We start from the raw sequence: 13832 nt of genomic DNA on the forward strand, positions 1-13832 counted from the left end.
GGAGGAGCGTTATCCGGCCAACCGCCGCCGCGCGGCCCGCCCCGCGCACACCGGACGGTGATTCGCTGACGAGAACGCCTGCCGCCGGGGCCGGGTGCGGGCGAAACGGACGCGCCGTCGCCTCGCGTTCCCCGTGAACCCCAGCAGGTCCCCCACCTCCCGCGGCCCCGAAGCGGCGCGAACGCACCGCCGCACGCGCCGCACACACCCCCTCGCCGCCGAGCGGCTCACGGAAGCAAAGGCAGCGGCGGCACCGCGGGACCGCGCCACCCTCCCCGAACGCGGATTTTTCACATCCCCCCTCAACTTCTGCACACATCCGAGGAGGGCGAGGCCGCGGCTCTACGCGCGTCCTTGTGGCCCTCCACCGCCTCTCCTAGCATCCGGTGCTCTCACATCGGAGGAGGTGGCATGACAGGTCCCCACAGAAGACACACGACGTCATCACATGACTTCCGGCTCCTGTGGACCGCGTCGGCCGCCGACTCCCTGGGCACCCAGGTCTCCGGCGTCGTCCTCCCGCTGTTACTCCTCGCCGCCGGGCACTCCCCCGCACTCGCCGGCGCCGTCGTGTCGGTGTCCCTGCTCGCCGGACTGGCCGCGGGACCGTTCGCCGCCGTCCTGGCCGACCGCGGCGCGCGCCGCCCCCTGATGATCTGCGCGGCGCTGACCGGCGCCGCGGCCATGGGCGCGGTCGCGTTCCTCGCCACGGGCGACCGGCCGCCGCTGGGCGCCCTGTGCCTGGCGGTGACCGTGGAACGGATCGCCACCTGCGTCTACGCCGCCGCCGCGCAGGGGTGGGTGGCCGCGGTGGTGGCGCCCGCGGGGTATCCGCGGGCGGTCTCCCGGCTCCAGGCCGGCGAACAGGGGGCGCTCGTGGTCGGCCCCGTGCTGGGCGGGGCGCTGTTCCACGCCGCCCGCTGGCTGCCGTTCGCCGTCGACGCGTTCACCTACCTCCTCGCCGTGGTGTGCGTCCGCGGGGTCCGTACCGATCTGTCGCTCGGCACCGGCCGGGGGCCAGGACGGCGGGGGGCGGCCACGGTGCTCACCGACCTGCGCGAGGGCCTGCGGTTCGTCGGCGGCCGGCCGTTCCTGCGCGGGGTGCTGTGGTGGATGACCGGCGTCAACGGGGTGCTGGCCGCCCTGTACTACGGGGCGGTCTTCACCCTGGAACGGAACGGCGCCGGCACCGTGGCGATCGGCACGGTGCTGGCCGTGGCCGGGGCGGCGGGCGTGGCCGGCGCGCTGATCGCGCCGCGCCTGGCGCGGCGGGTGTCGGCCGCGCGGCTCACGGTGCTGGTGTCCTGGGCGGTGGTCGTGGTGGCCGCGGGGCTGGCTCTCGCGACCGGGGCGTGGGCCTACGGCGCGCTGTTCGCGATGGTGTCGCTGCTGGTGCCCACCCTGGCCGTACTGCTGGCCGCCAGGGCCATCGCGGTCACCCCGCCCGATTTGCAGGCCCGGGTCGGCACCGTGCTCAACACCGTCTCCGGGATCGCGACCACCGCCGCGCCGCTCGTCGCCGGCGCCCTGGTCGCCGTGGCCGGCACCGCGGGGGTGGCGGTGGCCGGGGCCGGGGTGATGGCGCTGGTGGCGGTGTACGCCTCGCGGGTGGTGGCCCCCGCCCTGCGGGCGTCGGAGGACGGCGCCGCCGCGGCGGCCCTGCCGGACGCGGCACGCGAGGAGGCCGGATGAGCGGCGCGGGGAAGATCAGTACGGGGACGAGCGGCGCGGACGCGGGGCAGTTCACCGTCTCCCGGCCGGTCCTGCCGTCGGTCTGCCGTGACAACCCGGCGTGGATGGCGTTCGTCGGGGACGCCAGGGGGCGCTGCGAGATCTTCGCCTGGCACGCGGGCCGCCGGGAGGCGCGCCAGGTCACCGACCGGCCCACGGGAACGGTGCGGTGCGCCATCGATCCGCACGGCGTGATCTGGTGGTTCGCGGAACGGGCCGACGGCACCGGGGAGTGGCAGACGCAGGACTTCGCCGGCGGCCCCGACGTTCCCGCGTTCGCCGGCGTCGTGCCTCGGGGCCGCCCGGCCGGGCTGATCCTCCCCGGGGGAACGATGGCCGCGGCCGGTCTCGCGGACGACGAGGGCCTGACCGTGCGGATCGGCCGGCGCGGCGCGCCGCCCCGGCACGTGCTGCGCTTCCCCGGCCGCGCGCGGCTGGCCGGGTACTGCCCGCAGGCCGGGCTGCTGGCCATCGCCCGCGCCCCAGGGGACCACGAGGCGGTCACCGTCCTCACCCCGCGCGGCCGGGCCGCCGCGGTGCTGTCCGGCCGCGCGGGCCGCGTCTGGCCGCTCGGCTTCGCCCCCGGCCACACGGAGCTGCTGCTGGTGCGCGAACACGCCGACGGCTACCAGGTGGTGACCTGGCGCGCCGACCGGGGCCTCACCGCCCACCCGGGGTGCACGTTCGACACCGAGATCACCGCCCAGTGGTACCCGCGGGGGCGGCGGGTCCTCATCCGGCAGGAACGCCACGGCCGCAGCGTCCTGACCTCGGCCGACCTGGACCGTGCCCGCACCCGGACGGTGCCCACGCCGCCGGGAACGGTGCTGGACGCCACGGCAGAGGCCGACGGCACCGTGCACTGCCTGTTCACCGACACCACGACGCCCGCCCACGTCCTCTCCTTCGGCCCGACCACCCGGCACCTGCCCCCGCCGCCGCCCTCCCCACCGCCGCTGGACGCCGAGGTGCGGGAACGGTGGACCGACGGGCCCGACGGGCCGGTGCACACGCTGCTCGCGCTGCCGCCCGGGCGCACCGCGCCGGGACCTGTCGTGTTCCTCGTGCACGGCGGGCCCGCACGCCACGACAAGGACGCCTACGACCCGGCCGTTCACTCGCTGGTCGCGTCCGGTCTCGCGGTCGCCCGGGTCAACTACCGCGGTTCCACCGCCTACGGCCCGCGCTGGCGCGCGGCCTGGAGCCGGGGCGTGGGATGGACGCAGATCGCCGACCTGGCGGCGGTGCGCGCCGACCTGGTCGCCGCGGGCATCGCCGATCCCGCGGCGGTGGGCCTGTGGGGCACCTCGTGGGGCGCGTACCTGGTGCTGCTCGCGCTGGGGCGCCAGCCCGCGCTGTGGCGGGCCGCGGTCGCCGTCAAGCCCCTCGCCGACTACGTCACCGCCTGGCACCTGGCCACCCCGGCGCTGCGCGCGCTGGACAGCGAACTGTTCGGCGGCACCCCGGAGCAGGTGCCCGAGCGCTACGCGCGGTCCTCCCCCCTGACGTGCGTCTCGTCGGTCCGCGCGCCCCTGCTGGTCATCGCCGCGACCCGGGACGCCAAGTGCCCGCCGGAACAGGTGCGCAGCTACCTGAACGCGCTGCGCGAGGCCGGCGGGCATTGCGAGGAGTTATGGCTGGACTCCGGCCACGACGGCCTCGACGGCGCCGACCACGTGCGCGTGCTGCGGCACGGCCTCTACTTCCTGGCCCGTGGACTGCGCACACCACGGGCCGGGTTGGTCCCGCCCCACCGGTCCCCCGAGAGGAGGTAGCCCCCATGGAGAAGGACGTCATCGAGAACGACCCGCTGGAGCACGAAGCCGAAGGCCGTTCGCCCGCGGTCACCGTGACCATCACGGTCCCGCTGATGAGCCCCGAGGACGAAGACCTAGAGGTGTGACACGCCGCGGCCGGCCCGGCCACGGGCCGGCCGCGGCGCCCCGCCCCGCCCCGATTTTCCTCACCGCAGCTCAACTCCCGGAGGGAGCAGCCGTGCGCGTGCTTCTGATCAACATGCCGTGGTCCCCCATCGACCTGCCGTCGCTGGCCCTGGGCATCCTCACCCGCAGCGTGAACGAGAAGGTGCCCGGCGCGCGAGCATCGGTCGTCCACGGCAACCTCGACTACTTCGACTGGCTCACCGCCCAGCCCGGATTCGGCGACTTCACCGCGGACGACTACGGCTACTACGCCCTGTCCTCCTACTTCCTCGGCTGCGGCGACTGGGTGTTCTCCGCCGCCCTGTACGACGATCCCGGCCGGCGCGTCGAGGAGTTCGGCCGGGCGATGCGCCGCCCGCTGGGCGAGGAGCGCCTGGCGCAGGCCATCACCCTCCACCGGGGGGCGGGCGGTTTCGTCCGCCGGCTCGCGGAGGAGGTCGTCGCCCAGCGGCCCGACGTCGTGGGGTTCACCTCCACGTTCCAGCAGAACACCGCGGCGCTCGCCGCGGCCCGCGCCGTCAAGCAGCTGGCGCCCGGCACCGTCACCGTCATGGGCGGCGCCAACTGCGACAGCGCGCAGGGCGAGGCCGTGCACCGCAACTTCCCCTTCGTCGACTACGTCGTCCGCGGGGAGGGCGAGGTCGCGTTCCCCGCGCTCCTCAACGCGCTGCGCGACAGCGGCGACCTGGCCCGCATCCCGGGCCTGTGCTGGCGCGACGGGACCGGCAGCCGCGTCAACCCCATGGCCACCGCCCCGCTGCCGCCGGCGGCCATCGTCTCCCCCGACTACACCGGCTACCTGGAGCGGCTCGCCGCCTCGGGCGCCCGCCACATGATCGAGCCCAAGCTGGTGATCGAGGGCGCCCGCGGCTGCTGGTGGGGCGAGAAGCACCACTGCACCTTCTGCGGCCTCAACGGCTCGTTCATGCAGTTCCGCAGCAAGTCGCCCGACGCGTTCTACGAAGAGATCGTCGGCATGGCCCGAGAACACCGGGTGCTCGACATGTACATCGTCGACAACATCCTGGACATGAACTACGTGACGACCCTGCTCCCCCGCCTCATCGACAGCGGCTACGACCTGCGCATGCACGTGGAGATCAAGGCCAACATGCGCCGCGAGCAGTTGCAGACCCTCGCGGACGCGGGGCTGGTGTTCGTCCAGCCGGGCATCGAGAGCCTCAACACCCGCGTGCTCGGGCTGATGGACAAGGGCGTCACCGGGTGCCAGAACGTCCGGATGCTCCGCGACGGCGCCAGCACCGGGCTGTCCGTCTCCTGGAACTACCTCTACGGCTTCCCCGGGGAGACCGAGGCCGACTACGAGCCCGTCATCGCCCAGCTGCCGGCCCTCGAACACCTCAATCCCCCGACGGGCCTGTCGGCGCGCATCGCCATCGAACGCTTCAGCCCGTACTTCAACCGCCCGGAACTCGGCTTCGACGAGCTGCGCCCAGCCGAGCCGTACCGGCTCACCTACGACCTGCCCGAGCACGAACTGTTCGATCTGGCCTACATCTTCGACGCGCCGCCGCGCGGCATCACCTCCCGCACCGCGAAGCAGCTCAACCAGGCCCTGAGCACCTGGATGGCGGCCAATCCCACCAGCCGCCTCGTCCAGCACGACCTGGGCGACCGGATCGTCCTGCTCAACCGGCGCCGCACCTTCTCCTGGACCACCCATGTCCTCGACGACCCGTTCGAGTTGGCCGCTTTCCAGCTGCTCGAACAGCCCCGCACCCCGCGCACCCTGATCCGCAAGCTGGACGAACGGTTCCCGCGGGCCGACGCCGCCGCGCGCGTTCCGCTCCTGCTCACCACCTGGCACGGACTCGGGCTGCTGTTCACCGACGCCGGCCATCACGTGCACGTGGTCCCCACCGCCGTCAACGACGACATGCTCCGCCTCGGCTTCATGCGCAACGTCACCACCGCCGCCGCGGAACGGGGCCCCGACACCGACACCGGCCCCGACACCGTCGCCGGGCGCAGCCCCGCACCGCAGCCCGCCTGAGCCCGCAACCCCGCGAGGAGACCTATGGACACCCCACCCGTGCTCCGCGCCTGGCGCGACTACGACGCCCGCGTGCTCGACGCCCCGGGCATGTACCTCGGTGACATCCCCCTCACGGGCTCCGCCCGCGCACTCGTCGACCGCCTGTGGGATCTCGGCGCGCGTTACGTCGAGATCCCCGCCCTCGTCGACCTCGGCGACCCGGCCGGCCCCGCGGAGCCGGAGCGGACCGTTCACCTCCTCTCGCTCGTACGGGATCTCACCGCGCAGGCCATCTACACGCAGTGGCACCTCCGGCTCCCCGCCGGTCCGCGGACCGTTCCCTCGTGGACGCCCTTCAGCCACCTGCACCCGCCGACCACCCTGCTCGGTGTTCCCGACGCCGGCACGCACCTCGCCCGCTGGCGCGCCACCCACTACCTGGGCAAGTGCCAGTGGCGCCGCGGACCCGGCTTCTACCAGCTCCGCGACCGCCGTTTCGGCGGCCTCCGCCGCTACACCCTCACCGATCCGGCCTACCGCAGCGCCGTGGACACCCTCATCCCCGGCGCCCCGGCCGAGGCCGTTCCCGAGCCCGTCCTGACCGCCCTCACCGCCGAACACCTCGCCCACCCCGTCGGCACGCACGTCTGCTGGCTCCCCTACGCCACCCGCCGCTGGACCCAGAGCGCCATGCTCATCTGAGGCGGGCCGCGAACTGGCCTCGGGCAGGCGGCAGTTCGGGGCGACAGGGCTGTGACGGGGCTGTTACCCGGTGCGGACACGGGCCGCTTCTCCCGGTGCGGGCCGGAGCCTACGATACGTAGGGAGTTGCCGCGGGCACGCTGGGCGACGAAGCGAAGGGCTACGGCGGGGGTAGACATGGGGGAGCACCGGGACGCGGCGGGCTGGGCACCGGCCCCCGTCGCGCCGCTTCAGTCGTGGGACCCGCGGGACGTCTCCGGCTACCAGCTCCAGGGGCGACTCGGCTCCGGCGGGATGGGCACGGTGTACCTCTCGCGGAGCAGGGGCGGGCAGCCCGTCGCCCTGAAGGTGGTCCACGCGGACCTCGCCGGGCAACCGCGGTTCCGCAAACGGTTCCAGCAGGAGGTGCATGCGGCCCGCCGGGTGCGCGGCCGCTACCTCGCGCCTGTCGTGGACAGCAACACCGAGGGCCCCGTGCCCTGGCTGGCCACCGAGTACATCCGCGGCCCCGCCCTGTCGCAGGTGCTGAACGCGGGCGACGGCGGACTCGATCCGCGCACGGTGCTGCGGCTCGTCGCGGGCATCGCCTCGGCGCTGGCCGACATCCACGCGGCCGGGGTGATCCACCGGGACCTCAAGCCGGGGAACGTGATGCTGGCGGGCGACGGGCCGGTCGTCATCGACTTCGGCATCGCGCGGGCCGCCGACGCCACCTCGCTGACGGGCACCAGGACCCGGGTGGGCACCCCCGGTTTCATGGCCCCGGAGCAGGCGGTGGGCAGCGAGATCACCGCGGCCACCGACGTGTTCGCCCTCGGGCTGACGGCCTGCGTCGCCGCCGCCGCGCAACACCCTTACGGGGACGGCCCGCCGGACGCGATGCTCTACCGGATCGCGCACACCGAGGCCGATCTCGACGCCTGCCCCGCCGAGCTGCGCGGGCTCGTCGGGCCCTGCCTCCGCCGGGCGGCGGCGGACCGGCCCTCGGCCGCCGAAGTCCTGGCCCTCTGCCGGGAACTGGCCGCGGAGTGGGGCCTGGACGACAGCCCGCTGCCCGCCGCCGGCTGGCTCCCGTTCGCCGTCCGGGACCCGGTGCCGGACGCCCCCACCCTCACGGGGCCGCCGCCCCCGCCGGCGGCGGTGCCGCGGCATCCGGACGTCCCGCGGTTCCTGCCCGCGCCGGTTCCCGCGCCGTTGCACCATGCCACGGTGCCGGGCCCCGGCACGCCGCCGCCCGCGGCCGGGACGCGGCGTGACAGCCGTTACTTGCTGGTCGCCGCGCTTGCGGTGGTACTCGTCGCAGGGCTGGGCGTCGGCGCTGTGCTCGCAGGCGTCTGGAACGGCGGGGACGACGGTCCGGGCGGCCAAGTCGGCGGCGAGTACCCGGCGGACGGCGGGACGGACGACAAGGACGGGGCCTCGGGCGGCGGAGAACCGGACACCCAGGAGCCCGACACCCAGGAACCGGACAACGAGGAGCCGGACAACGAGGAGCCGGAGGGCGGGACCGCGGCGGGCGGGATTCCGGACTTCTTCCTGGGCACGTGGACCTCCACCCCCGTCTGGGACGGCGAGGAGCACACCCGCGTCATGGAGATCCAGCAGGCGGCGCCCGGCGAAACGGCGATGACGCTGACCGCCGACGGGCCGGGCTACCACTGCGAGTTCGCGGCCGACCTGCTGACCGTGGCCGGGGAGACGGTCGAACTGACCGCCAGCGAGGTGACGGTGGCCGAGGGCGCCTGCCAGCAGGGCGACCCGACCGTCCTGGTCCCCGTCGGCGACCAGCTCCGCCGCGACAACACCGACGGCCAGGCCCCACTGACCTACACCCGCACCGGGTAACCGCCCGGCCCCGGCTGCCCCGGCCCTACCTGCTGACCTCCCCGCCGGGCTCCGCTCGTTCCACTCCGTCCGCTCCGTCCGCTCCGTCCGCTCGTTCCGCCGCGGCCAGTCGGGCCCGCACGTCGGCCGCCTGGGGCAGGTCGAGTGCCTCGTAGTGGCCGAGCGCCAGGTGCCAGTGCGCGCGGGCCTCGTCGTGCGCGCCGAGTCCGGCGTGAACGGCGGCGGCGCCCGCGTGCGTGTCGGCGAGGCTCTTGCGCTGGTCGGCCTCGGTGGCCAGGGCCACGGCCTCGTCGTACAGGCGCAGCGCCGCCGCCGGGTGCCCCGCGGCCGCGTGGGTGGCCGCCAGCTCGTTGCTGGTCTCGATGAGCGAACCCGCGTCGCCCACGTCGTGCGCGAGCGTCAGGGCCTCCTGGTGCAGAGCCAGCGCCTGCTCGTGATCGCCTCGCTCGCGGCAGAGAACGCCGAGCAGGCGCAGACAGTCGCCCTCGACGCCCCGATAGCCCGTCTTCCTGGCCATGGCCAGGGCGCGGGTGGCCTGTTCGCGCGCCTGCTCCCCGCGTCCCATGAGCGCGCACAGCTCCGCGAGGCCGGCGCGCACGTTCGACTCGTTGGTCTCGTCGCCGTGGCGCCGGCAGAGTTCGAGGGCGTTCTCCATGTGGCCCAGGGCCTCTTCGTACCGGCCGAGGCCCTTGAGGGAGACGACCATGTTGACCGTGGCCGCCCGGCGCAGTGTCCACGGCCCCGTCGGGCCGTTCCGCGCCAGGGCCAGCTCGAAGTGGTCCAGGCCCTTGGACAGCTTCCCCCGCCGCACGTTCGCGATGCCCAGGTTGTTGTGCGCGATGGCCTGCAACTCCGGCTCCCCGGCCTGCTCGTAGGCGGTCAGGGACTGCTGGAGATGGCTGATCGCCTCCTCGTGGTCCCGGCCGAGCCGGCTCAGGGTCAGGCCGAGGCGGCCGCGGGCGTGGGCCTCCGTGAGCAGGTTGCCGACGGCCCGGGACTCCCGGAGTTCGCGGACGGACAGCGTGATCAGTTCGTCGAGGTAGCCGCCGATGTCCAGGTAGCGCCAGATGGTCTCCGCCATGTCGATGGTGAAGGCCGCGTCACCGTGCCTGCCGATCTCCAGCAGGTTGTCGCGTTCGGCGTCGAGCCAGCGCAGCGCATGGTCGTGCGAGGCCAGCGGGGGCGCCTCGCCTCCCCAGGCGGGCACCTTCGGCCGCCGATAGGACTCGTACGGCGTGACGGCGTCCATGGCGGCGGAGGCGGTGGACAGGTAGAAGTCCAGCAGCCGGTTCAGGGCGGCCTCGCGGGCGGCGGCGCCGTCGGTGGCCGCGGCGAGTTCGGCGGCGTAGGCACGCAGCAGGTCATGCGGCTGGTACCGGCCGCCGGAGACCTGGTCGACCAGGTGGGCCCGCAGCAGTACCGTCAGCGCGCGGCGCGCCTCGCGCGGCCCGAGGCCGGCCATGGCCGCGACCGCGTAGGCGTCCGTGTCGTGCCCCGGGTGCAGGCCGAGGAGCCGGAACACGCGGGCGACGTCCTGGCCCAGCCGCCGGTAGGACCAGGAGAACACCGCACGCACGGCCGTGTGCGGGTCGCCGTCGGCGTCCAGCAGGTCAAGCGAGCCCTGCTGGTCCGCGAGTTCGTGGGCCAGATCGGCCAGGCAGCTGGCGGGCCGCGACCTGGCCAGCTCGGCGGTGATCCGCAGCGCGAGGGGCAGCCGCGCGCACCGCTCTATCAGGGCGTCGGTCGCCGCCGGCTCGGCCGCCACCCGGGCGCCGAGGGCCTCGCGGAGCAGATCCCGCGCCTCCCCGCGCGACAGCCGCTCCAGGCTGACCCGGTGGGCGCCCTCGCGGGCCACGAGCCCGGCCAGCGCGTCCCGGCTGGTGACCAGCGCGAAGCACGCCGGGCTGCCGGGCAGCAACGGTCGCACCTGCTCCACGCTGCGGGCGTTGTCCAGCACGACGAGCATCCGGCGCCGGTCCACCAACGTGCGGAACCGCGCCGCCCGTTCGGCCGTGTCCTGGGGAATCGCCGCGCCGTCCAGGCCCAGCCCGCGCAGGAACCCGCCCAGCGCGTCCTCCGGGGCCACCGGCTGGTCCGGTCCGTAACCACGCAGGTCAACGTACAGCTGGCCGTCGGGAAAACGCTCCCGCACCCGGTGCGCCCACCGCACGGCCAGCGCCGTCTTCCCCACCCCCGCCGTCCCGGTCACCGCCGAGACGACCGCGGGACCGGTGCCCGACAACAGCCCGTCCAGCTCCGCCAGTTCCGCCTCGCGCCCCGCGAACCCGGTCACGTCGCCGGGCAGTTGCGCGGGAACGGCCACCTGCGGCTGCCCCTCCCCGCCGACGTTCACCGGCTCCCCCGCCAGCATCCGCCGCTCCAGCTCCCGCAGTTCGGGGCCCGGCTCCAGACCCAGCTCCTCGACGAGCGTCTCCCGCGCCTCGCGGTACGCCGCCAGCGCCTCGCTCTGCCGCCCCGACCGGTACAGCGCGATCATCAGCAGCCCGTGCAGCCGTTCGCGCAGCGGATGCTCCCGGACCAGACCGGTCAGCTCACCGATGACCGCCGCGTACGCGCCGCACGCCACCTCGGCCTCGCAGAGGGCCTCGTGCGCGACCAGCCGGCGTTCGGCCAGCCGGTGCGCCCAGTCGCCGAGCGCCGGGACATCCGTCTCCGCGAACGGGACGCCGTGCCACAGCGCCAGCGCCTGCCGTAAGACGCCGACCGCCCGCCGCGGGTCGCGGCCGGCGAGGTCCACACCCTCGCCGACGCGTGCCTCGAAGCGCTCCGCGTCCACCTCACCCGGCAGCACCCGCAGCCGGTACCCGTCCGGACCGAAGGAGAGCCGGTCGGGCTCGCCGAGCGTGCCCCGCAGCCGGTGCACGTGAAGGTGCAGCCGCTGCCCGGCCCGCGCGTCCGGCCGCTCCCCCCACAGCGCTTCGGTCAACACGTCCACCGGCACCGCCTGGTTGGCCCGCGCCAGCAGCACACCCAGCAGGACGCGCTGCAACCGCCCCGTCACGGGCTCGCCGCGCCCGTCCGCCCGCCGGATCTCCGCCGGCCCCAAAACGACAAACTCCATGAACTCCCGTCCCCCCGTTCGGCAATCACCCACAGTGTGACGCACCTGTCACCGAAGCCGTGCGCGCCACGAAAGCGAGATGAAAGCGCCGCCGCCATTCTTGTCGGGTGCAGGGGCACTGCCGGCCGCCAACCGGCGTATGCGCCCCTCGGGGGAGACGGGCCGGCGGCATCACCACCGCCGGCCCGCCGAGCGCGGGAGCGGAAAACACCGGACAGCACGGATGGAACGGGCGGAACGGGCGGAACGGACAGCGGCCCGGCGCTGGGGGCATCCCCATGGCGGCAGGTGGACCTGCCACCACCTCGGATCGGTGGGTGGACCCACCGCGCGGAACCGGCCTGACGACCAGGCTGAGAACTCCCGAACCAGATCGATCCAAAGGGAAGCACGAAATCCGATGCGTACCCCCGTCATTGCCGCGTCCTGCGCGGCGCTGCTGCTGACTCTCACTCCCGCCGCGGCAGCCGTCGCGCCGACCGCCGCTCCCGCGGCCCTCGGCGCCCCCGCCGCCCCTGCCGCCCCCGCCACCGGGCATGAACGGCACCACCGCGGCGCGCTCGTCTCCGCCGAACTGCTCTACACCCTCGACGGCCGTGCGGACGCCGCCGCCGAACTGGCCGCCGCCGGGTTCGACGGCGGTGTGGCCCGTTACGGCGTCGACGCGTACCGGCTGGTGTACCGGACCGTCGACGCGGCCGGGCGGCCGACCACCGCCAGCGGCCTGCTCGCGCTGCCCCGCAGCCGCCACGGCGCGTTGCACCCGGTGTCCTTCGCCCACGGCACCGGCGTGCACAAGGAGGACGCGCCGTCGATGCAGCGGCAGAACTTCGTCAGCGCGGCGACGATCAGTTACGCGGCGGCGGGCTTCGCCGGGATCGCGCCCGACTACCTCGGCATGGGGCTCGGTCCTGGCGTTCACCCGTGGATGGACGTGCCCTCGGAAACGACGGCCTCGCTCGACATGTTGCGCGCCTCCCGCGCCTTCGCGCCGGGCACCGGCCACACGCTGCGGCGGAACGTGCTGGTCACCGGCTTCTCGCAGGGTGCCTCGGCCGCGCTCGGCCTGGGGCGTGCCCTCCAGGAGGGCGAGGACCGGTGGTTCCGGGCGGGCGCGTTGGCGCCGGTGAGCGGCGCGTATGACTTCGTCGGCACGACACTGGCGTCGCTGCTCGACGAGGACCGGGTCGCGCCCGAGTACGGCGCGGTGTACTCGGCGTACGCGCTGGTGTCGGTCAATCGTCTGCACGGCGGCGTGTACCAGGACCCGGCCGAGGTGTTCCGATCGGAGTATGCCGATTCCGTCGAGGAGTTGTTCGACGGAACGCACACCGGCCGGGAGATGATGGACGGCCTCCCGGACTCGGCCGAGGAACTGCTGACGGAGCGCGGCCGCCAGTTGCTGGCCGCCCCCACCGGATCGTTCGCCACGGCCCTGGCGGCCGCGGGCCGCGTGTGCACGGACTGGGCTCCGCGGATGCCGACGCGGCTCTACATGGCGACGGGCGACGAACAGGCCGTCGTGGAGAACACCGCGTGGTGCCGCGCCGAGTTGCGGGCGAACGGGCGGGACGTGCCGGTCGTCGATCTCGGCGCGGTGGATTACCAGGGGTCACGGCACCTCGGCTCCGGCGTCGCCGCCACCGCGGCGACGATCGACTGGTTCCGCGTCCTGACCGGCCAGGACGGCAGCGCGGCAGCGGCCGCGGGCCTGCCGCTCAGCCGACGCTGAGCGGCAGCCTCGCGGCGAACGCGCCCAGCGCGGCGCTCTCCGCGTCGGTCGGCGTGCGGCGCCCGGTGCCGATCAGCAGCGCGTCCTTGTCGGAGAACGAGGCGGGGAACGAGGTCCCGGCGATCCTTTCCAGCAACGTGCGTGCCGCCGCGAGGGTCTCGGCGGGCGGCTCGGTGGGCGGCTCGGCGGCCGATGGCAGATGCGCGATGAGGTCGAGGTGGTGCAGGGTCCATTCGAGCACGTACGCGGACAGGAAGTCGCCGACGGTCAGCACCTCGTCGCGGGTGCTGACGCGAACGGCGGGGTCGGCGAGTCCGGCGGCGCGGCCCGCGGCGGAACCGACGTCGTCGAAGTGGAACTTCAGCCACCGCGGCTCGCCGTATGCGGCGGCCAGCCGGAGGATCAGCGCATCGAGCGGGTCCTCGCCGGTCGGGGGCTCGACCAGGCCCCAGTAGGTGACCGCGTCCACGGTCGGTTCGCTTTCGGCGGGCGTGACCAGGGTGATCAGGACGTCCTGCGCGCCGATGATCAGGTGGCACACGAGGTCCCGCACGAGCCAGCCGGTACAGCCCGATGGCCGGTCGAAGTCCTCGTCCGGGGTTTCGGCCACCGCCGTGCGCAACGCCGTCCAGGAGCGCGAGAAGAGATTCACCGGGGAACGGTAATCGCCTGGCCGGACGGCGGACAAGCGGATTCGGACGGCCTGCCCGCGTTCCCCGGCCGGCGAATCCCCTGCCCGGTCGAGAGGGCGTCGGCACGGCGCGACGGCGCCGCCCCACCGGGCCCCTGACGGGGACCCGG

The 13832-nt window shown here is 74.6% G+C and carries 9 protein-coding genes; 7 read left to right on the forward strand and 2 right to left on the reverse strand.

Annotation, left to right across the window (positions count from 1 at the left end; all coding sequences use genetic code 11):
- The first annotated feature begins 411 nt into the window (after positions 1-411).
- The 6 genes from RM779_RS16895 (at position 412) to RM779_RS16920 (ending at position 8217) form a co-directional block, all read left to right on the forward strand.
- Positions 412-1692, forward strand: coding sequence for an MFS transporter (locus RM779_RS16895; protein WP_311618525.1), 1281 nt, complete (start codon positions 412-414; stop codon positions 1690-1692).
- Positions 1689-3506 (forward strand): alpha/beta hydrolase family protein, encoded by a 1818-nt coding sequence (locus RM779_RS16900; RefSeq protein WP_311618526.1) that lies wholly within the window; start codon positions 1689-1691, stop codon positions 3504-3506. The genes RM779_RS16895 and RM779_RS16900 overlap by 4 nt, the downstream gene beginning before the upstream one ends.
- A gap of 5 nt (positions 3507-3511) precedes the next feature.
- Positions 3512-3634 (forward strand): hypothetical protein, encoded by a 123-nt coding sequence (locus RM779_RS16905; RefSeq protein ID WP_290443918.1) that lies wholly within the window; start codon positions 3512-3514, stop codon positions 3632-3634.
- A 92-nt stretch (positions 3635-3726) separates the two neighbouring features.
- A complete protein-coding gene (locus RM779_RS16910) occupies positions 3727-5688 on the forward strand; it encodes a RiPP maturation radical SAM C-methyltransferase (RefSeq protein WP_311618527.1) in 1962 nt (653 codons plus the stop codon).
- Between the two features lie 24 nt (positions 5689-5712).
- The gene (locus tag RM779_RS16915) at positions 5713-6372 is read left to right on the forward strand and encodes a DUF5825 family protein (protein ID WP_311618528.1); all 660 of its coding nucleotides are present in this window, start codon (positions 5713-5715) and stop codon (positions 6370-6372) included.
- A gap of 177 nt (positions 6373-6549) precedes the next feature.
- Positions 6550-8217: a serine/threonine-protein kinase gene (locus RM779_RS16920; RefSeq protein WP_311618529.1), complete on the forward strand. Its 1668-nt coding sequence runs from the start codon at positions 6550-6552 to the stop codon at positions 8215-8217.
- A gap of 25 nt (positions 8218-8242) precedes the next feature.
- On the opposite strand, the gene RM779_RS16925 is transcribed toward RM779_RS16920, so the two are convergent.
- Positions 8243-11299: an AfsR/SARP family transcriptional regulator gene (locus RM779_RS16925; protein ID WP_311618530.1), complete on the reverse strand. Its 3057-nt coding sequence runs from the start codon at positions 11297-11299 to the stop codon at positions 8243-8245.
- A gap of 400 nt (positions 11300-11699) precedes the next feature.
- Between RM779_RS16925 and RM779_RS16930 the strand changes: the two genes are divergently transcribed.
- Entirely contained in the window at positions 11700-13031 is a 1332-nt protein-coding gene (locus tag RM779_RS16930) for an alpha/beta hydrolase (protein WP_311618531.1), read from the forward strand.
- On the opposite strand, the gene RM779_RS16935 is transcribed toward RM779_RS16930, so the two are convergent.
- On the reverse strand, positions 13018-13683 hold the full coding sequence (locus RM779_RS16935; protein ID WP_311618532.1) for a maleylpyruvate isomerase N-terminal domain-containing protein: 666 nt from the start codon (positions 13681-13683) through the stop codon (positions 13018-13020). The two genes, RM779_RS16930 and RM779_RS16935, sit on opposite strands and share 14 nt — an antisense overlap.
- Between the last annotated feature and the right edge of the window lie 149 nt (positions 13684-13832).

This window comes from Streptomyces johnsoniae (genome assembly GCF_031845565.1).
In the GTDB taxonomy this organism is placed as follows: Bacteria; Actinomycetota; Actinomycetes; order Streptomycetales; family Streptomycetaceae; genus Streptomyces; species Streptomyces johnsoniae.